15 protein-coding genes, 1 tRNA gene and 3 pseudogenes are annotated in these 19,142 nt (G+C 67.1%); 8 read left to right on the top strand and 11 right to left on the bottom strand.

Annotation, left to right across the window (positions count from 1 at the left end; translation table 11 throughout):
• Window positions 1-2 precede the first annotated feature (2 nt).
• A tRNA-Pro gene (locus PYS65_RS02225) sits at window positions 3-74 on the bottom strand.
• 875 nt (window positions 75-949) lie between these two features.
• Between PYS65_RS02225 and PYS65_RS02220 the strand changes: the two genes are divergently transcribed.
• The 3 genes from PYS65_RS02220 (at window position 950) to PYS65_RS02205 (ending at window position 4,101) form a co-directional block, all read left to right on the top strand.
• Window positions 950-2,272 (top strand): FAD-binding oxidoreductase, encoded by a 1,323-nt coding sequence (locus PYS65_RS02220; RefSeq protein ID WP_279331999.1) that lies wholly within the window; start codon window positions 950-952, stop codon window positions 2,270-2,272.
• A gap of 336 nt (window positions 2,273-2,608) precedes the next feature.
• Entirely contained in the window at window positions 2,609-2,977 is a 369-nt protein-coding gene (locus PYS65_RS02215) for a VWA domain-containing protein (protein ID WP_279331997.1), read from the top strand.
• Window positions 2,978-3,396: 419 nt separating this feature from the next.
• Window positions 3,397-4,101 (top strand): hypothetical protein, encoded by a 705-nt coding sequence (locus tag PYS65_RS02205; protein ID WP_279338166.1) that lies wholly within the window; start codon window positions 3,397-3,399, stop codon window positions 4,099-4,101.
• Here PYS65_RS02205 and PYS65_RS35035 read toward each other — a convergent pair.
• From PYS65_RS35035 to PYS65_RS02180, 6 genes and pseudogenes are all read right to left on the bottom strand, one after another.
• Window positions 4,019-4,207: a hypothetical protein gene (locus PYS65_RS35035; RefSeq protein ID WP_387037973.1), complete on the bottom strand. Its 189-nt coding sequence runs from the start codon at window positions 4,205-4,207 to the stop codon at window positions 4,019-4,021. The two genes, PYS65_RS02205 and PYS65_RS35035, sit on opposite strands and share 83 nt — an antisense overlap.
• Window positions 4,189-4,752 carry a transposase gene (locus PYS65_RS02200; protein WP_388707867.1) on the bottom strand — a complete coding sequence of 188 codons (564 nt, stop codon included), beginning with the start codon at window positions 4,750-4,752 and terminating at the stop codon, window positions 4,189-4,191. The genes PYS65_RS35035 and PYS65_RS02200 overlap by 19 nt, the downstream gene beginning before the upstream one ends.
• A gap of 283 nt (window positions 4,753-5,035) precedes the next feature.
• On the bottom strand, window positions 5,036-5,968 hold the full coding sequence (locus PYS65_RS02195; protein ID WP_279331996.1) for a ferritin-like domain-containing protein: 933 nt from the start codon (window positions 5,966-5,968) through the stop codon (window positions 5,036-5,038).
• 31 nt (window positions 5,969-5,999) lie between these two features.
• Window positions 6,000-6,548: a gluconate 2-dehydrogenase subunit 3 family protein gene (locus tag PYS65_RS02190; protein ID WP_279331995.1), complete on the bottom strand. Its 549-nt coding sequence runs from the start codon at window positions 6,546-6,548 to the stop codon at window positions 6,000-6,002.
• Window positions 6,549-6,616: 68 nt separating this feature from the next.
• Complete coding sequence (locus PYS65_RS02185) at window positions 6,617-8,305, bottom strand: GMC oxidoreductase (protein ID WP_279331994.1); 1,689 nt, start codon at window positions 8,303-8,305, stop codon at window positions 6,617-6,619.
• Between the two features lie 251 nt (window positions 8,306-8,556).
• A pseudogene (locus PYS65_RS02180) lies at window positions 8,557-9,720 on the bottom strand (IS3 family transposase).
• Window positions 9,721-9,933: 213 nt separating this feature from the next.
• Here PYS65_RS02180 and PYS65_RS02175 point away from each other — a divergent pair.
• Both PYS65_RS02175 and PYS65_RS02170 read left to right on the top strand, forming a co-directional pair.
• Window positions 9,934-11,185: pseudogene (locus PYS65_RS02175) on the top strand (IS256 family transposase).
• 953 nt (window positions 11,186-12,138) lie between these two features.
• Window positions 12,139-13,536: a Dyp-type peroxidase gene (locus PYS65_RS02170; RefSeq protein WP_279331993.1), complete on the top strand. Its 1,398-nt coding sequence runs from the start codon at window positions 12,139-12,141 to the stop codon at window positions 13,534-13,536.
• A gap of 34 nt (window positions 13,537-13,570) precedes the next feature.
• On the opposite strand, the pseudogene PYS65_RS02165 reads toward PYS65_RS02170, so the two are convergent.
• A pseudogene (locus PYS65_RS02165) lies at window positions 13,571-14,088 on the bottom strand (IS110 family transposase); the annotation flags it as partial.
• Window positions 14,089-14,531: 443 nt separating this feature from the next.
• Between PYS65_RS02165 and PYS65_RS02160 the strand changes: the two are divergent.
• Window positions 14,532-15,185 carry a hypothetical protein gene (locus tag PYS65_RS02160; RefSeq protein WP_279331992.1) on the top strand — a complete coding sequence of 218 codons (654 nt, stop codon included), beginning with the start codon at window positions 14,532-14,534 and terminating at the stop codon, window positions 15,183-15,185.
• On the opposite strand, the gene PYS65_RS02155 is transcribed toward PYS65_RS02160, so the two are convergent.
• Both PYS65_RS02155 and PYS65_RS02150 read right to left on the bottom strand, forming a co-directional pair.
• Window positions 15,094-15,633: a DDE-type integrase/transposase/recombinase gene (locus PYS65_RS02155; RefSeq protein WP_279331991.1), complete on the bottom strand. Its 540-nt coding sequence runs from the start codon at window positions 15,631-15,633 to the stop codon at window positions 15,094-15,096. The two genes, PYS65_RS02160 and PYS65_RS02155, sit on opposite strands and share 92 nt — an antisense overlap.
• Window positions 15,634-15,724: 91 nt before the next feature.
• Window positions 15,725-16,015: a transposase gene (locus PYS65_RS02150; protein WP_279331990.1), complete on the bottom strand. Its 291-nt coding sequence runs from the start codon at window positions 16,013-16,015 to the stop codon at window positions 15,725-15,727.
• A 313-nt stretch (window positions 16,016-16,328) separates the two neighbouring features.
• Here PYS65_RS02150 and PYS65_RS02145 point away from each other — a divergent pair, with 313 nt between their 5' ends.
• A complete protein-coding gene (locus PYS65_RS02145) occupies window positions 16,329-16,544 on the top strand; it encodes a hypothetical protein (RefSeq protein ID WP_279331989.1) in 216 nt (71 codons plus the stop codon).
• Window positions 16,545-16,548: 4 nt separating this feature from the next.
• On the opposite strand, the gene PYS65_RS02140 is transcribed toward PYS65_RS02145, so the two are convergent.
• Window positions 16,549-17,979: a gluzincin family metallopeptidase gene (locus tag PYS65_RS02140; protein ID WP_279331988.1), complete on the bottom strand. Its 1,431-nt coding sequence runs from the start codon at window positions 17,977-17,979 to the stop codon at window positions 16,549-16,551.
• A 401-nt stretch (window positions 17,980-18,380) separates the two neighbouring features.
• Between PYS65_RS02140 and PYS65_RS02135 the strand changes: the two genes are divergently transcribed.
• Window positions 18,381-19,100 carry an IS6 family transposase gene (locus tag PYS65_RS02135; RefSeq protein WP_279331987.1) on the top strand — a complete coding sequence of 240 codons (720 nt, stop codon included), beginning with the start codon at window positions 18,381-18,383 and terminating at the stop codon, window positions 19,098-19,100.
• The last annotated feature ends 42 nt before the right edge of the window (window positions 19,101-19,142 follow it).

Raw genomic sequence — 19,142 nt, 5'->3', positions numbered from 1 at the left:
AGCCGGCGTGGCAGGTTCCGCCCCTGCGCCCTCCGGGTCCCGAGCCCGGTGCTCTGCTGCTGAGCTACACGCCGATGACGGCCGACGTTAGACACCGAAATGATCACCCTGCAACCGGGTTTTCTTCGGGTCGCAAGCTCCGAGCACATCATGAAGAAAGCCGATTTGGAGCTGCACGGCGAGTTGCCCTCGCCGCGCATCGCACACGCGCCCAGTCCCATCTCGACGCACTCAAGGCCCGGGGGTGGCTGATCCGCAGCGTGGCCTTCCTGTCCTCTCTCCGTGCGAGCGGAGGTGAGCCGCCTCGCGTACACACGTCTCAAACGTGCTGCCGTCCTGGACACTTGCTGCTCTGCGGATCTCGCGTCCACCAGGGGGACCTGCTGCGTGGGCGGCGGGCGCGGCGCAACCGCCGCGGCGGCGCACAGCTCCGGCTCGACGGCATCGACACCTTGGAGACCCACTACCGCCCGCCCCGGGGTCCCGAGCTCCATCAGCCGGCCTCGTCCGCCGGCAAGGCCGTCGACGAACTGGTCACCTGGCGCGACAGATCGTTGAGGGGTATGCCCCGCTCAAGAGCACGCTGCGGCAGGTGAGGTACCGGATCGCCTCCGAGGGCGTCCTGCCGCACACGCTGCCGATGTGCTGCCGCCTGTCCTCGCAGCTGGCCAAGGCCCGGTGAGAGGACCGCATTTCCTCCGATGGAGCGGGTGATTGTTCCGTGTTAGCGTGGAATGGTCAGCATTATTCAGGGTACCGCTTTCCGACGCTCCGGGCGTCGATGACGTCCGCCGCGTCGCGGCGTTCCGATTCCTTCGCAGCGGAGATGGTGACCATGGCGCGGGACTCCGGGTTCCACGCGCCGCGGGCCGGTTCCTCGGCCCCGACAAGCGCAGAGACCCCCTCCTGGGACGGCGCACCCGCCGCCGGGAGTTACGATCCGGCGGCGGTGGACTGGGAAGGCCTGCGCGGGCGGCTCGAAGGGACGTTGCTCCGGCCGGACGATGTGGGATTCGACGACGCCCGCAAAGGCTTCAACCCGCTGCACGACGACCATGTTCCGGCCGCGGTGGCGCAGTGCGCGTCCGCGGCGGATGTGGCGGAGGCCGTGGTGGCCGCGGGCGGCCGGGTGCCGCTGGCGGCGCGCAGCGGCGGCCACTCCTACGTCGGGTATTCGGCGCCGCCCGACGGCCTGGTCGTCGACCTGCGCCGGATGTCCCAGGTCGACGCTGCCGGGGACGGCAGTGTGACGGTCGGGGCCGGCGCACCGCTGCGGTCCGTCTACAGCGCCGTGGGACAGGCCAACCGCTGCCTGCCTGCCGGATCGTGCTTCACCGTCGGCATCGCCGGCGTCACCCTCGGCGGCGGCATCGGGGTCCTGCAGCGCAAATTCGGCCTGACCTGCGACCATCTGACCGCCGCGGAGGCTGTCACCGCCGGCGGCCGCGTCCTGACGGCCACGGCCGCCGCTACCCCCGATCTCTTCTGGGCCCTGCGCGGTGGCGGAGGCGGCAACCTCTCCATCGTCACCAGCTTCACCTTCGCCACCGACCCCGCCCCCGCTCTGACGGTCTTCGTCCTCACCTTCCCCGAGGGCAAGGTGACCGAGATCCTCACCGCCTGGCAGCCCTGGATCGCCGGTGCCCCCAGGGAAATGTGGGCCAACTTCAAGATCTCCGGTGGCAACCCGCCCAGCTGCCGGGTGGCTGGCTGCTTCGTCGGCCCCAGCACCGCCTGCTATCCGCTGCTCGACGACCTGATCCTCCGCGCAGGCGTCGTGCCCACCGGCCGCAACATCCAGGACCGTGACTATTTCAACGGCATGCGTTTCTTCTCCGGCAAGCCCCTGCGCGAGTCGTTCGTCGCCTCCTCCCGGATCCTCACCACCCCGACCCCCGACCCCCAGGCCCTGACACGCCTGCTGACCGGCCGGACCGGCACCAGCCTCATCTTCGATCCGCTCGGCGGCGCGGTCGCCGACACCGTCACCGCCCAGACCGCCTTCCCGCACCGCGACGCCTTCGCCACTGCCCAGATCTACGCCTCCGCCACCATGGCCTCCGAACCCGACGTCACCCGCAATGTCGCCGAGATCGTCGCCGGACTCGGCGCCCTGGGTATCGGTGGTGGATACGTCAACTACATCGACCCCAACCTTCCCGACTGGCCCACCGCCTACTACGGCCCCAACCTCCACCGCCTCCGCTCCATCGCTCACGACTACGACCCCGACCACCTCTTCGACTTCCCGCAGAGCCTCCATCACGCCTGAACCGGGCACTGCGCGCCTCTACAGCAAAAGCAGTCGGCCCGGTGCCGAAACCGGCACACCTCTACCTTGCAGCGCACACCGATCCGCAAGCCGGCAGCGGCCTGTGCGAACTCGACCAGATGGCACGCGTCTGCGGTATCCCGCCTGCTGTACTGACCGGCACCTTGGGCCGGCCGGCAGCAACGGGGCTGCTGAAAACCCGGCAGGTCTGCCCGGACTCGGGAGACCTGTACTGGACCATGACTGGCACATGGAGGAGCTGTACGAGTCTTTCGCGGTCCAGCCTTCGCCGAGAGGGTCCTGGCCCTGTCGGCCAACCTTGATGATGACGGCACCGTGCCTCTGGTCTTCTCCAGCGGCAACGAGCCGTTCCTGGAAGAGATCCGGCTGGACAACTACCGCGGCCGCATCGGGCAGCTGCACACTCAGGTCGACTGGGGCTGGGGCAACGTCGCCGACGAGCCCTGGGACAAAGCCGAAGTCCGCTCCTCCCTCCTGCAGAACACCGCTTCCCTCGGAGTGTTCTGGCTTTTCGTCGGGTTCGGCCGCGGCAAGCTCGCCTTCCACAAGAACCTCAACGCCTCCGCGTCAGCCACCTTCACCAACGTCGCCTTCTACGACGCCAGCAAGAACCCCGGATCTGTGCCAGGCGAGCAGTTCTACACCGGTCTCATCGATGCCTTCGCCACCTGGATGCGGTCCTGATGCCGCGCCGCGGCGCCGGGACGGCAGCGTCACCGCCCCACCAACGCGCAACGATGATCTGCTCGGCCCAGGCGTCGTCCAAGGCTGCGGCGTCGCTCGCCGCCTCCGTAGCCGCTCCCGGCGGTGAGGCCGCAGATGTCGACCACGTGTGCCGCTGGCGAACGCCTGGCGGTCCGGGGCGAATGCGTGGATGCAGGAGAAGCGGAAAGCGTTCGCGAACGACCGCCCCCGCAGCTGCTGGCCGTCTCCGCGTCCGGCCGCACCGGCAGCCGCAGCCTGCGCCACATCCCGCGGCAGCCGGTGCAGCAGAGCGGCGATCCGTGGGGAGGAAACGGGAAACAGTACTGCTCGTCTTGTCCGGCCGGCCGGGGTTGTCGCAGTCTTTCGTGCGGCAACCCCGTTCATCTGGATGGATGGTTATGGAGGTTTCCGTGCCGCGGCCGCCCACCGTATTCGGCGAGGAGCTGAGAAGGCGGCGGTTGGAGGCTGGTCTCAGTGCGTTGTGGCAAACGGAACTCCTGCTCGGTGAGCAGGGGTTTCTTCGTGTCCCGGGCATGAGCGCGGGATCGTGGGGGGCAGGCAGCGGACGGTTGTTGTCGACCCTGGAGGGTGCGATGCCGTCGGTGATCGGTCTGCTCGAGCAGCGTGAGGCGCGGACGCAGGAAGAACTGAACCCGTGGCGGGAGGTCCTGCGTCAGGCGCAGATGGAGGTTGCGGGCGCGCAGGAGCGGACCGAGCGTGCCCGGGTGGCCCGCGAGGAGCTTGTGCAGGCCCTGGCAGAGGAGAGCGCGAGTGGTGCCGATGCCGGCGGGTTCGACGAGCGTCCGCCGCGGTGGCAGCCGGTCTTGGGCCAGGAGACTCTTGATGGTGTGTACCGCGAGGTGTTCCGTGTCGTGGCCGATGCGCCCCGGCCGGTGACCGGTGCGGAGTTGGCACGGCACCTGGGGCGGCCGCAGGAGAAGAACGAGGGGGAGAAAGTGCGCCACCGCTCCTACAGGCTCCAGGCGCGCAGCCGGCTGGTGCGCGAGAGCGGCGGGCTGTTCAGGCCTGCGCCGGGGACAACCGGTGGGCCCGCTTCTCCGGCCAGCGCGGAGCATCCCCGGCCAGATTCCGGGTCAGCCTGATCGAGGCGGCCCACCACACCATCTGCTCGTGATGGTCCGGGCGGCGTTCGTGATCACGGTTGAGGCGGCGTGAGCGCGACAACCAGCTCAGCGTGCGCTCGACCACCCACCGGCGGGCCAATACGGTGAAGCCGCGCTGCCCGTCGGGGCGTCTCGCACCACCTCGACTTGCACGCCGTGGAGGGCGAACGCCTCGGCCGGCGCCGGGCCTTGGTAGGCGCTGGCCACCCACACCAGCTTCAGCAGCCGGCCCGGCGCGGCCATGAACATGCCCATCAGGTCCGGGGCGGCCTTGGAGTCGTGCCCGTCAGCCGGGGTGACGCTCACTTCCAGCAGCAGGCCCAGGCTGTCAGTGAGCATGGGCCGCTTGAGCCCGTCGCGCAGCTTGCCGCCATCGAAACCGCGTGTGGCCTCGCCCATGGTCTCCGAGGCGTCCGCCGACTGCGAATCGATGATCCCGGCACTGGGCTCGGCCTTCCGCTCACGCCGCAGCCGGGCACCGTGGCGCAGGCGTTCGTACAGTTCCCGGACGTAGCCGTAGGCGCGCCAGCGGCGGAAGGAGTCGTGGACCGCCCGCCACCAGGGATAATCCGCGGGCAACGCGACCCACTTGACGCCATTGTCGACCAGGTAGCGCACCGCATCAACCATTTCCGATGACAGTAGGCTTTCGGACGGCCGCCCCGGCCCTCCATCCATGCCGGCACCGGCATCGCCGCCCTCACCTCGGCCCACTCCGCGGCCGTCATATCGCTGGGGTGAGCTAGGCGATGGTGGACTGGCGCAGCAACGGGCCTCCCGGCGAGATCGGTCTTCATCACCCGCGTCTCTACCGAGAGGCCCGTTCTTTCATGCCTGTCCCGCAGGCGGCACCTATGTCCGAACCATCACCCCGACGGCCAACTCGAACGCCGCTCGGTTGGCCACAACGCACTCAGGAGGTTCCGTCATCCCACCTGAACTCCGGGCGGATCCCACGTTTGATCAGGTCCCGCCCGAGGATTTGAAGCTGGAACATCGCCGCCACGTTCGGCGATGCGCCGGCCGTCCAGCAGGACTCCAGATCGATCAGCAACTGCGAGAATGTGCGGTTGAAATCGGCCGAGGGGTTCGGTTCGGCTTGGGAAGGCTGAAAGTCATAGACGTCCGGCAAGTCGATGGAAGCTCCGCTGAAACTCCATTTCTCGCCGGCCTTCACCAGTCGCTTCTGGAGCCAGAGCTCCTTGAAAAGGTAGTAGTGTGCGAAGCTGGCCCGCTCCTCCCCTGACGGCTGGTCGGGAGAATCTTGCGCACCCTCTCCCTCGCTCTTGATGCGATCGATCGTCTCGATCGCGTCGGCGACGGTTTCAATCCGATGCGAGAAGGGCAGCTCTACGGCATGCGCGTCCGGATCGATCTCGGGGTTGAGCGTCTGGAAGGTTGTGATAATCGTGTCGTAGAAGGCGCCGATCGTGGCAGGAGCCCGCGCCGTTCGGAACGCGACCGGTGGGAATTCGGGAGTCTCGATCTGCATGAAGACGGCGAGCTGCTCCTTCCGCAAGGGCTTGAGATCGATCGGAAGCTCCTGTGGAATGCCGCCGGGTAGCTCCGCGACCGGGTAGTTCAGCACGAAGTCTGCGTGCCCGATCGACGGCCGACCGCCGATTGCGGCCAGTAGGTTTCCTGCCAGCGCGAAGTGACCCATCTCCTGGCTGACGACCGCATGCAGCACGCCTTCGACGCGATCCGGATCGCGCTTGACCGACCATTGTGCACACAGGTAGGGCGGGATCGTGGAGAATTCTAGGCGCATCGCAAGCTGCAGGGCGCCTTTGAGGTCATCCAGAGACAGATCTCGTGCTTCGACATACTCTTTGATCGTCTTCATGCGCGGGGTACCCGCGGTTACGGGATTCACGCTACAGCCCCAGCTTCCTGAGTTCGTCGTCGATGATGCGCTGCACCTCGGGTGGTACGCCGGGAAATTCGACCAGCGGCACGTTTCCGACATACCCGATCGCCTTGAAACCGATGTCGGTCGTGAAGTAGCCGCTCAGCAGCAGAGATCGGAACCGGACGAAGAAGCTTCTGTCCGTTGCGGTCGTTGACGCGATCTGGTCTACGATCATGCGCCGCCGGGAGCCGTCCAGTTCGGCGAATCCGATTCCGAACTGCTGGTGCGAGGCCTCGTCTACCATGGCGAGGCCGGTGGTGATGACGGTCGCGTCCTTCTGCTGGGTACGGTACGGAGCGCTCACCCAGTCGTCGAAGAAGTCGGCAATGCCCACGGCACTCGGCGCCGGGTACTCGTCGGTGCCCGGTAGGATGATGTCGCCAAGGGCCACGATGAGCTTCCGCTGGCGCTCGGAGAGCGTGCGAGGCCAAGGCGTGTCCGGTGTCACGAGATTGGGGTCGGTGCCGTAGCCCTGCGTTGCAGTGCTGGAACCGGACGCTTCGTTGTGATCCATCTGTTCCCCTCGTTACGGGTTCACCCCTCGTCCACTCGCTTTCTTCGGGGTGTGGCAGGCAGATGCAATCAGAGTCCCCCGTTCTTCAGCAGTTCGGCGATCCGGGCAGAACTTCGCGCTGCCAGCGCCAGGATCGTGAGTGTTGGGTTCTTGTCCGGGCTCGATACGAAGGCGGCGCCGTCGAGTACGAACAGGTTCCTTACGTCCCAGCACCGGTTGTAGGAGTCGATCACGGAGTTCTGCGGCGAGTTTCCCATTCGTGCCCCACCGACCTCATGACTTGCTCCGCCCCCCTGAGGCATCGCGAACGAAGTGTTGTCTGGCGCGCCCCCGAGCAGGCGGAACACCTCGTTGAAGGTCTCTTGCATGTGCTTGACTTGCTGGACCTCTGAATCTCCCCACTTCCAATGGAAACGCAGAACCGGAACACCCCACCTGTCCTTCGTTGTGGGATCGGGTTCGCAGAAGCAGTCCTCGTTCGGGATCATCTCGCCTTCACCGATGAGGGTGACGGTCGTGCCGAATTTCCGTCGTACCTCCGTGCGTAGCGTGTCTCCGTAGCTCGCCGCACTGGCGGCGACGAGGCCGCCAACGCCCGTCGTCGGCATCCTGCGGCCTCCTCGCGGCTCGATGTGGTAACCGCGTGGGAAACGGAGCTTCCCGGCGGCCTGCTCCCGCAGGAGCCACCAGGGCACGTAGACATGCGGCGTGAAGATGCCGTCATCGTTCAACGCCGGCAGCTTCTCGAGCAATGGAATCTGTGACGAACGCGAAAATTCGACCGAATCCATCAGATACTTGCCGACCAGCCCGTGACTGTTTCCGATGCCGTTGGGGAATGCATCACTTCTTGAGTTGAGCAGAATGCGGACCGACGAGCAGGTTCCGGCCGCGAGTACCACTGCCCTCCCCGTGACCGAGAACTCGGACCCGGTATCGCGATCGTTGTAAGTGACCCCAGTCGCCCGTCCAGTTGCGTCGATGTCAACCCGCGACACCATGGCGTTGCACACGACAGTGAGATTTCCGGTCGCCCGAGCGGGAGGAATGAGAACGGTGTTGCTCTGGAAGTTGGAGCGACTTCCGCAGCCTCGCGTGCACGCCGTGGCGTACAGGCATGCCGCACGGCCGTTCAATGGGCGCGTGAGAATGGCCGCCCGAATGGCTGCCACTTTCATGCCCATGTGCTCGAATGCCCGGGTAAGAACGATCTCGTGGGCGCGTGGAGGTGGCGGAGGAAGCTGGATGCCGGGCGGTGAGTCCGGGGCGTTCTCGATCCCGTGGGGAGAGCCCGTGACGCCAATGAGGCTTTCGACCTTGTCGTACCATGGGGCCAGATCGGTATATTCGATCGGCCAGTCAAAACCCAGCCCGTCACGGGTCTTCGGTTTGAAGTCATACGGTCCGAAGCGCAGTGCTACTCTTCCCCAGTGACTGGTCCGCCCGCCCAACATCCGCGGTCGCCACCAGCTGAACGGCTGTGTGGGGTCGGCCTGAGTGTACGGCTCACCAGCGAGTTCGGTACCTCCGTCGATGGTGGCGTCGTAGAAGCCTTGCGGTTTGTCCATAGTCGACGCTGCCCGCAGCGGGGCGGCTTCCGGCGTATTGAACATCGGTGTCTCGGTGGCGGGATCGTAGTCTCGGCCAGCTTCCAGCATGAGGATGCGAAGGCCCGCCGCCGAAAGCTCATGTGCAGCCATTCCGCCGGCAGCCCCGGAGCCGACAATGATGACGTCAAACACAGGCGCGCTGCACATGTGACCTCACTCTTTCACCGAAATGGTTGCACGCTGAACAGGCGCCCGTCCGAGATGGTCGCTCTCTGTGATTAACTTGTTGCAAGTCTCGCAGAGCCCGCAACGACTCGCGACTCCGGAGAGCCGTAGGTCGAGTTCAGCTCGGGTGACTTCGTGCCAGGCCATGTCTTTCTGGTCCCGCAGGGGGCGGTCGATGAGTTTGGCGGGTCACTACGGTCGGGACTGCTGCACGGATAGGTGACGGTTGGGTTTCATGCCGCAAGGGCTGCGGCGGATTTCATGGTGGTCTCGAATTCGATTGGGGGGCAATCGGCCCAGCCGTAGTCGCCGGCGGCGCCGGTGGCAGGTCCGTTCGATCCACATCACGATCGCGGTGCGGAGAGCTTCGCGGGTGGCCCAGGTACGGCGGTCGAGGACGTAGCTCCGCAGGAACGCGAAGAAGGACTCCATGGCCGCGGTGTCACCGGCGACGCCGACCCTTCCCACGGACCCGACCAGGCCGTGACGGTTCAGGGCATGGACGAACTCCCTCGACCTGACCTGCGACCCGCGGTCGGAACGGACGACACAACCGGCCACCACGCCACGGCGTGCGACCGCATTGTCCAGCGCGTTCACCGCGAGCCGTGCCTGCATCCGACTGCCGATGGAGTAGCCGACGATCCGGCCGGAGAACGCGTCTTTGACCGCACGCAGGTACAACGTCCCCTCTCCGGTGACATGTTCGGTGATGTCCGCCAGCCACAGCTCGTTCACCGCGTTCGCGGTGACCTCACGCCGGACAAGGCCGTCGTGCACCGGCGGCCCGGCCGCCTGCCGTGCTTCGACCGCTTCTTCCCGAACGCTGACCACCAGGCGTTGTCCCGGCAGATCCGCCACGCGGTCCGTTCACTCCTCCGCTCGCCCGCCGTCTCGGCTTCCCCGGCGAGGAACCGGCAGCCGACTCGGGATCGTCGCGGTGGGCGTCGAACAGAGCGTTCGCCCGGTGGGCCTCGGTGATCTCGGTCCCGGTCACCGGCCGGCGAAGCCACCAGTAGGAGGGCCGGCGAGCAAGCCCCCGTACCCGGCACGCGACCGCGACCGGAATCTTGTCGGCGGCGAGCTCCCTCACGAGCGGGTAGAGCCTTTTCCCGGCAGGTTCGCCCGCGGCAGGTAGGCCGTCGCGCGGCGCAGGACCTCGTTCTCCTGCTCCAGCAGCCGGATCCGCCTCTTCGACTCACGGTTCTCCGCCGACTCGGACCTGGTGACACCGGGCTTCTCGCCATCCTCCACGGCGGCCTGGCGCAGCTACTTCGACAGCGTCATCTCATGGACGCCGAAGTCCTTCGCGATCTGCGCAAGGGGGGCGACCTTCTCGCGGTTGCGGGCCACGTGCACGACGTTTCACGGAACTCTTCGGGACAGGGGACAGGCACAGCAACATCCTTTCAGGCCGCCCCACGGGCAAGACAGTTCAGATGTCACCTATCCGTGCAGCAGTCCCCATGAACCCGGTCTTTCCGGGGCCTGACGGCGGCTCGGATCCAATGAGATCCGATGACGGGACTGTAAAACGTTCGGTGTAACTCCTGATCAAGGAAGATGCACCGATGACCAGTGAGAACGTGTCCGAGGCCCAGTCCGTCGAGATGCCTGAGCCGCAGCCGTCGAAGGCGGTGGACGACCAGCTCATCGACGAACTGGTGGGCCGGGCCCAGGCCGAGGGCCTGCAGCTGACGGGCGAGGACGGGCTGTTGCAGCAGCTGACCAAGCGGTTGCTGGAGTCCGCCCTCGAGGGCGGGATCACCGGCCACCTCGGCTATGACAAGCACGACCCGGCGGGCAAGAACGGCGGCAACTCCCGCAACGGCACCCGCGGCAAGACCGTGCTCACCGAGGTCGGACCGGTCGAGATATCCGTGCCCCGTGACCGGGACGGAACCTTCGAGCCGAAGATCGTGCGCAAGCGGCAGAAACGCCTGTCCGGCGTCGACGAGATGGTGATCTCCCTGTCCGCGAAGGGCCTGACGACCGGCGAGGTCCAGGCCCACCTCGCCGAGGTCTACGGGGCCGACGTCTCCCAGCAGACCATCTCCACCATCACCGACACGGTCATGGACGACATGGCCGAGTGGCAGAACCGGCCCCTCGACGTCGTCTACCCGGTCGTCTTTGTCGACGCGATCCACGTGAAGATCCGCGACGGTGCGGTGGCCAACCGGCCGATCCACGTGGCTCTCGCCGTCACCGCGGAGGGCCGACGGGACATCCTGGGCCTATGGGCCGGCGACGGCGGTGAGGGTGCCAAGCACTGGATGCACATCCTCACCGAGATCAAGAACCGCGGCGTGAACGACGTCCTCATGCTCGTCTGCGACGGTCTCAAGGGTCTGCCCGACGCGGTCGAGACCGTCTGGCCCAGGACGATCGTGCAGACCTGTGTGGTCCACCTGCTACGGAACTCCTTCCGCCACCGCCCGCCAGGACTGGGACAAGATCGCTCGTGTCCTCAAGCCCGTCTACACCGCGCCGACCGAAGAGGCCGCACTCGAGCGGTTCGCCGAGTTCGCCGACACCTGGGGCAAGAAGTACCCGGCGATCGTCCGGCTCTGGGAGAGCGCGCGGGAAGAGTTCACCCCGTTCCTCCGCTTCGACACCGAGATCCGCCGCATCGTCTGCACCACGAACGCGATCGAGTCCGTGAACGCCAGGATCCGGCGGGCGGTCAAGGCACGCGGGCACTTCCCGAACGAGACCGCCGCCTTGAAGTGCGTCTACATGGCCATCATGAGCCTGGACCCCGCCGGCAAGGGCCAGGCCCGCTGGACCATGCGCTGGAAGACCGCCCTGAACGCCTTCGACATCACCTTCGACGGCCGACTCTCCGCAGCCCGCCAGTAACCCCAACCACCCTGGTTACATTGCTCGTTTGACAGACCCAGGTCGTCCGTCGGTCGCCAGGAGTGCGGGATTGGGATGATGACGATCGCGCGCGACCGACCGTCGACCACATAGGCGCGCGTCCCGTCTGGGGCTATCGCTATCGCGTGGGCCTCGCCGCCCCAGGTGACGGGGAGTTCGGTGACCTTATTGGTCTCGGTGTCGAGCACGATGACGTTGTCGACGGTATTCCGTTGGGTCACATAGGCGTGGCGTCCGTCCGGCGTGATCGCCACATCGGTGGTGAGGCCACGTGTCAGGGAGACGACGGTGGCGTGTTCGGTGGAAAGGTCGACCATCGAGACGTCGGGCTCGGCCGTGTGGATGACGTAAGCCCGGCGCCCATCCGGGGTAACCGCCACACCTCCGGGATTGCGGCCCACGGCAATCTCGGCGATGACCGTGTGGCTAACCGTGTCGATCACACACACCGCTCCCGGACCCGGGCCGGTCGGGTTGAATTCCGTCACCGTCACATAAACCCGTCGTCCGTCCGGAGTGACGGTCACGTGTGCAGGTTCCTTGTCGAGCGGTATTGTGACGAGTCCTTCGGTGAACAGCGGCATCTGACACCTCACCCCAATGTATTTCAGGCGCAGTGGCGAATGGGTGACAGCCTGTCAATCTCCGCGAGGCCGTGCAAGCGGTCACGGAATTCCGATGAGTGAAGCACTTTTCCCGTCAATCGAGACTTTCACCGTTCAATTTCTTGCCCGTAGTCAACGGGAAATTGCACGCTCGGCACATGCCGGGGCCTGGATCGAGTGGCATATTGCATGTGGCCCCCTCAGACTGGAAACAGGTGCCGCAACGCATGCACAGAGTTCTGAGCGGGAGGGGCCAGCATCCGGCACCGTCCGGCCTGTATGCCGCTCCGAAACTCTCCGGATCCCGGACCGACAAAGAGAGCTGACATGCCCGTCGAACTCAATGACACAGTGCCGCTGTCGTGGAAGAACGCCACCGGCGACAACGAGACCATGCTGCAGAACCTGCAGCCGAACATCCTGAAGGGCCATGTCCGCGACCGGCTGCACATCCTGCTCCTGCAGTTCGCCGAAGGCCCTGAGGGCACCGCCGCGGCCCGGGCGTTCCTGGCGGGGCTGGTCCCGCTCATGAAGTCGGCTAAGACGGCGCTCGAAGAGGTGGACGCGTTCAATCAGCACGGCACGCAGGGCACGCCCTATGTCGGCGTGGGGCTGACGAATGCCGGCTACGGCAGGTTGGGCCTGACGGGCGCGGTGCCCTCGGACCAGGTCTTCCAGCGAGGGATGCGACACCCCGATTCTCTGTCTAACCTGAGCGACCCTGATCCCGTGCAGTGGGAGCCCGGTTACCAGCAGACGATCCACGCCGTCGTCCTGGTCGGCGACGCCGACTCATCCCCGGCCGGCGCCAGGCTCGCCGAGGTCGAGGCACTGCTGACCGATTCGATCACTGTGCTCGCCAGGGAGACCGGCCAGACCCTGCACGACGCCGCGGGCCGCGCTATCGAGCACTTCGGGTATGTCGACGGGCGCAGCCTGCCGCTGTTCCTCGCCGAGGACCTTCAGGCTGAGCGCGACACGATGGATGGAACCTCCGTATGGGATCCGTTCCTGCCGCTGGGACGGGTGCTGGTCGCAGACACAGCGGCCCCCGACCCCACCACGGACTTCGGCAGCTACTTCGTGCTGCGCAAGTTGGAACAGAACGTGCGGGCCTTCAAGGCGGCCGAGGAAGAGCTCGCCGATGCGCTCAAGCTCGACAACAACGACCGCGAGCGGGCCGGTGCGATGCTCGTCGGTCGTTTCAGGGACGGTACGCCGCTCACGCTGCAGGCGGAGGCTGGAGCGGATAAGCCGGTGATGAACGACTTCACGTACGCCAGCGACCACGCCGCCCACAAGTGCCCGTTCCAGGCGCACATCCGCAAGACCAACCCGCGCGGGTCCGGCGGCTTCGAACCGCCGGAGGGGGAGAGGCTGCACCTGCTGGCGCGGCGAGGGCAGACCTACGGGGAACGCGCTGAGGGCGATCTGCCCGAGAGCGGCGTCGGCCTGCTGTTCATGGCGTTCAACTCCGAGCTTGGTCAGCAGTTCGAGTTCGTGCAGCGACTGTGGGCGAACAACGCCGGCTTCCCCCAGCACGGCACCGCTCCCCAACCGGGGCTCGACCCGGTCATCGGCCAGGGCAGTCGGCTCCCGCAGACATGGCCGCAGGCTTGGGGAGACGACGAGAGTCAGGAAGTCCCCGCCCCTGAGCAGGCGGTGACCATGAAGGGCGGCGAGTACTTCTTCATGCCCTCGTTGCCCTTCCTGCGCAGCCTGTGACCGCCGCGCCTCCGTCCCCCAGCAGGTAGGAATCTCCATGGACGCGTTCCAGGCTGGGGTGGAACTGGGTGAGCAGGCCGCGTATCCGGTTGGAGGTGCGGGTGGCCTCGGCGGCGAGGTCCTGGTCGAAGCCGACCAGCACGGTGAGCTCGGCGGTGATCTCGTCGGTCAACTCCAGTGAGCGCAGGGTGTGCGGCATGGTGCGGGCCGCGTCCGCGATCACCGCGGCGTCCTTCGCGTCGGTCTTCGCCTCGCCCGGGTAGAGGTCGCGATCCGGGGCATCGCCAGTCCGGGCAGGTAGGCGACCCGGCAGCCGGCGTCCCGGGCGACCGTCAGGGGCAGCGCGCCGATGGAGGCGGGCTGGTCCACGATCACCAGCACGGTGCCGAACTTCGCGATCAGTTTGTCGAAGACCGCCCGCAGTTTCGGCTCACTGTTGGACATGGCCTTGTCGAAGACCTTCTTGCCGGCCGGGGTGAGCCCGTGCCCGTGGTGGGTGCTCTTGCCGACGTCCATGCCGAGGAAGACGCCCACATGGCCGGTGTCGAACATCGCACCCTTCCGAGGTGAGTTGACTCTTCCTGGCCTCGGCTTCGGTGTCGTACGCGCGCATCCGCGTTATGCAGACCTGCCGCCCGCGAACTGTCCGGCATTGCGCCGGACCGGACGGTGGCCGGACCTCTCATCAACGTCTCCGACGGCACCTCCCGAGCCTGGTGACACCACCCCCCAGGTCATCCGATCGACAGGGGGACACAGTCATGCCGGGCCCGGAGGCCAGCGGCCCTCTCGCAGGACCGCGAAAAACATAACGGGGGGTGGCATGGCTGGAGGGGACGGGCCGACGTCCGAAGGGCAAGAGGATCCGTCCGGTGAACAGGGGCCGGGTACGGAACCGGGGGCGGCCGGGCGATCGGAATCGTCGTCCGGTCGGCGACTCCCCCGGCCTCCGGCCGAGCTTCACCAGTCGCAGTTGCGGGGGGCTGCTGCTGAAATTGGCCGGAACCCTCATGGTGAGTGCCGGGATGGACTGCGGGGCCTTGTCCTACCGCTCCCTGCGCACCTGGAAGGCCGAGCTGGGCTGGTTGGCCACCCTGGTTGAACTCGCCTCGATGATTGTGCTGTTGCCCGGCGGCAGGTGGGCCATCAGGCAGGGCAGCCGGCACCGGGCGCAGGTGCTCCAGCACTTCGCCGGCCTGCCGCAGGACAAGCCCGTCGTGCTGCTCCTGCGGTCCTTCGCGGACGACGCGGGGCTCGCGCGCGTGCAGCAGGGCTCGATGAGGGACGGCCCCTGGGCTGCGTCCACCGAGACCGAGGAGGAGCAACTAGCCAAGGAAGTGCTGCCGTTCGGGACGATGGTGGCGCTTGGCCGGCCCAACGACCGGCTGCCTCAGGTCGGCGCGGCACGCCACTCCCCCTCGGACCTTCAGTGGCAGGAGGAGGTGCTCACGGTTCTGGACCGGGCAACGCTCGTCCTGCTGGTCTGCGGCCCGGGACGCAACCTGCGGTGGGAGGTGGAACAGGTGGTCGCTCGCGACCGTCCGGAGCGGCTGGTACTCATCGGCGTTCCGAGCCGCGGTCGGTGTGGAAGACGACGCCGTCCACGTGGCCGCCCCGGGTGGCCACGGCCATCCGCAGGGCGGCGCTGACCAGGGATGTGTCGTGCCGGGGTCCCATGGCGTAGCCGAGGGCCCGGCGGGAGAACGCGTCGTGGACGCTGGCGAGGTAGAGCTTGCCCTCACCGGTTTCGATCTCGGTCATGTCGCCCCACCACAGCACGTCCGGAGCGACCGCGTCGAAGCCGCGCCGGACCAGGTCAGGGGCGGTCTTCCGCTTCCCGGGCCGGGTCAGCGAGCGGCGCCGACGGGGCGGCTTGCGGCCCTGCAGGCCGAGCTCGGCCATGATCTCGGCGATCGTGTTCTGCGACACCTGCCAGCCCTCCTCCCACAGATCCAGCGTGATCCTCGGCGAGCCGTAGGTCCGGCCCGACCGGTCGAAGAAGTAGCGGATCCACTCGGCCAGCGCCTGCCGCCTGACCTCGCGTTGCGTCGGCTGGGCGGGGCGGCGGCGCCACTCGTAGAACCACGCCTCCGACACGCCGAGCGCTCGGCAGGAGGTCCGGTGCGGAATCTCGTACTCGTCTTCCGGTCGCTGACTACCCCGACGACGGCCGCCGGGTCCGCCTCAGCTACTTCACCCACAAGACCATGCAGCGTTTGAGGACCTCGCGCTCCATCCCCAGCTCCTTGACGCCTCTCTTCAGCTGGGCGTTCTCTCGACGCAGCCGCTCGAGTTCCTCGCTCTCGCCCGTCGGACTGGCCCCGCCTGCCTTGCGGGCCCGCGACACCCAGCTGGCCAGTGTCGTCTCATTGATCCCCAGGTCCTTCGCGACCTGGGCGACCGGCTTCCCGGTCTCGGTCACGATCCGCACGGCCCCCTCACGGAACTCCGCGTCGGACTTCCGCCTCTTTTCCGCCATGACTCCCAACTTCCCCTGCAGTCAGGGTCTCTACGCTACGAGAGAAGACTCAGCCGGTCACACCCCCACCAACGTGACAACGCCGGGCGCGGTGAAACACGGGCGCAGCACCTGCAGCAGAGCGAGCAGGGAAGGCGGTACGGTCGGACCCGAAAGCATCGGCGGCCCCTCGCAAGAGTGTGGGAGAACACCGCGGATGCTTCCGTTATGTCCGGGCACGGCCGCCGCTGCCACGCGCAGCCCGCCCGAAAATCACCTCACCGAGTCACCCCACCGTCCCACCGTTGACCGGCCAGAAAGTGCGAAACACGAGATGGACGCAAATAGTGATGAAGGCCGGAAGGGCGCCAGTGAAGGCGGACAGAGCGATGACGCCGAGCGCCGGGCGACCGAGAAATTCATCAGCGACCTGCTGGCTCGCGGCGAGGCGGTCTTCGAGGGCGAGGAGCCTACGCCCAGGACGACGCACGTGATCAAGCGCGAGGACGACGGACGGCTCACCGTCCGTCGTCTGCGCTTTTTCCACTGATTGTTCAGTCGAAGCACCGCCGGACCAGGACAAGACCCTCGCCGGTCGCGCTCCGCGTGATCTCGTGGGTCTTGAGCCGGGAGGTGTTGTCGTCGACGAACGCCGTGTCGGAGCGGTGATCTTCGGGCACGTGGACCCGGCCGCGTCGGAAAAGGTCCTCGAGGAACGACGTCGCGACCAGTTCGGGGTCGGCAGGGCGCACCGAGCCGCCGGTGGGGTCTGAGCCTGCGATGCCGAAGCGTCGTTCCTGCGCCGGAGCGGAGAGGGTGAGTGGCTGGGTGATACCGTACGTCGCCCCCTGGACGGTGACGGCCGTCAGACCCTGATCGTCGCCACCGCCCGGCGTCGCCTCGGCGATTCCGGCACCTCGGCGTGCCACCTCCGGCTCGGTGATCGACGCGGCAGCCTCCAGGGAGAGAATGCCGTGGCGGATGAACGCCGAGCGCAGGGACTGACCGTACCTGCCGCCGTTCCGGCGCTGGTCCGCGGCGATCATGTGACCCGCGACCTGCGCGTAGTAGGCGGACACCACGGGCGCGGCCACGACAGCATCCACCAGCAGCTGTCCCGCGACCTCGGCCGCCTTGGCCAGACCGGCTTGGTCCTGCAGGTTCTGTTGCCGGAAGATCCCGGCGACGATCTTCAGGAACGCGCCGCTGAACACCCGGGAGAACGAGTGCGGCTCGCTGGAGAGCGTGTTCGCGGGTCCGTTCGGCAGCAACTGCACCGGGTCGCGGTAGAAGAAGCTGTTCGCCAGGTTGCGCAGGCAGTCCGGGTCGACCGCGTTCGGGTGGCCCTGGCGGATCGCCCAGCCCAGTTGCTCGGCCATCCTCGACACCCGCGAGGACACTTCGATGTCGCCCTGCGTCTCGGCCAGTACCGCGATCCGCAGCGATTCCAGCCGGAGTGAACTCAGCAGGGCGCTGATGTCACCGAACGCTTCGTGCAGGGCGGCCGTCTCCGCGCTCGCCGCGTTGAACAGCTGAGGGCGCAGAGCGTCGAGGATCGCGTGCCCCGTCTCGTGCTCGACGACCTCGTTGCTCTCGCATGCGGCGACGGTGACGCCTGCCACCGTGCGGCGGAAGAACCACAGGCCTCTGCGGTCGTAGAAGGCGTTGAGGTCGTCTCCGGCGTTGAGGTGCGCAGTGAGGACGCGTCCGACCTGCGGATTCCACTGGGTTCCGGTCGGAACCAGCGGTCCCCAGGTCTGGCTGGCCCTGCTCAGCGAGTCGGCCGCCACCCAGTAGCGGAATGCCTCGGTGCCAGGCCCAGCACCGTCCTGCTGTGGTGCGGCTTCCGCTATGGCTGTCGGGAAGGGCTGTGTGTCGAGCTGTGGAACGGGATGCGGTACGGGCATGTTGACCTTCGGAGGGAAGCCGGGGTCGTCCTCGTACACCAGAACCGTCGGGATAGCTTGCTGTTGCTGCACCGTCACGGCGCCTCCATGAGAGGGGAGAGGATGCGGATGATGGAACTCCCCCCACAGGAAACTTCTGATCAAGATTCCCTCATGCTCAGTACGAGGCCCCAGTGGTCCGGTGTCAACCCGCACATGAGCCTACGGGGCCGCCCGGCAGGCGGTGGCAGCAGACGAGCGGGCGGTCACTCTTGGCCCGTGGCTGGTGTGCGCGTGCCACCAGACCCGGCGACAGGACGGCGGCCAGACGGGTGACGGTGAAAGCGGCAGTCGCGGTCCAGCCGGTGTGGTTGGCCCGCCTACGCGGGTGTGCTCCCAGGCACGGTAGGGCGGCAAGGATCAGGAGGAAGGGCGTTGTCACGTTGGCTGACCGGCCTGGGGTGATCTTGGAGTTGATCGTGCCGGGGAGGGATTCGCTCGTGTCATCCGCGTCGCCGTCGTACCAGGGGCACCGGTACCCAGTCGAGATCATCTCCCCCTGTGTATGGCTGTACTTCCGCTTCCCGCTGTCGTACCGCGAGGTCGAGGAGCTGATGCTCGAGCGCGGTGTCGTCGTCCCCCATGAGACGGTCCGCCGCTGGTGCGCCACGTTCGGGCAGGCCTACGCCGGCGCGCTGCGCCGTCGGCAGCCCCGGCCCGGGGACAAGTGGCACCCGGACGAGGTCTTCATCAAGATCAACGGCGAACTGAAGTATTTGTGGCGGGCCGTGGATGCCAACGGCACCGTCCTGGACATTCTCGTACAGAACCGGCGGGACACCGCTGCGGCCCGGCGGTTCTTCCGCAGGCTGCTGAAGAAGATCTGCTCGGTGCCGCGGGTGATCGTCACCGACAGGCTCCGCTCCTACGGCGCGGCCCACCGCGAGGTCATGCCCTCCGTCGAGCACCGCTGTCACCAGGGCCTGACCGATCGGGCCGAGAACTCCCACCAGCCGACGAGGCGGCGCGAGCGCGCGATGAAGGGTTTCCGCAGCGTCGGCGGGGCGCGCAGGTTCCTGGCTGCGTTCAGCGGCATCTCGCCCCACGTCCGGCCCCGTCGCCACCTGCTGACCGCTTTCCACTACCGCGCCGAGATGACCCTCCGCTTCGTCATCTGGGACCAGATCACCGGTGCCGCCGGCCAGCCCGCCGAGGCCTGAGCACCGGCCCGAAACCCGGCCCTCACCACGCCCCGATGCGCC

Source organism: Streptomyces cathayae, from assembly GCF_029760955.1.
Lineage (GTDB): Bacteria > Actinomycetota > Actinomycetes > Streptomycetales > Streptomycetaceae > Streptomyces > Streptomyces cathayae.
Note: the sequence above shows the minus strand (reverse complement) of the source record. Positions and strands in the feature narration are given on the sequence as shown.

Coding starts and splice junctions, on each gene's coding strand:
- PYS65_RS02205 (WP_279338166.1), top strand. CDS start 3,397: ATGGAGGTTTCCGTGCCGCGGCCGCCCACCGTATTCGGCGAGGAGCTG.
- PYS65_RS02200 (WP_388707867.1), bottom strand. CDS start 4,752: ATGGTTGATGCGGTGCGCTACCTGGTCGACAATGGCGTCAAGTGGGTC.
- PYS65_RS02195 (WP_279331996.1), bottom strand. CDS start 5,968: ATGAAGACGATCAAAGAGTATGTCGAAGCACGAGATCTGTCTCTGGAT.
- PYS65_RS02190 (WP_279331995.1), bottom strand. CDS start 6,548: ATGGATCACAACGAAGCGTCCGGTTCCAGCACTGCAACGCAGGGCTAC.
- PYS65_RS02185 (WP_279331994.1), bottom strand. CDS start 8,305: ATGTGCAGCGCGCCTGTGTTTGACGTCATCATTGTCGGCTCCGGGGCT.
- PYS65_RS02170 (WP_279331993.1), top strand. CDS start 12,139: ATGCCCGTCGAACTCAATGACACAGTGCCGCTGTCGTGGAAGAACGCC.
- PYS65_RS02150 (WP_279331990.1), bottom strand. CDS start 16,015: ATGGCGGAAAAGAGGCGGAAGTCCGACGCGGAGTTCCGTGAGGGGGCC.
- PYS65_RS02145 (WP_279331989.1), top strand. CDS start 16,329: ATGGACGCAAATAGTGATGAAGGCCGGAAGGGCGCCAGTGAAGGCGGA.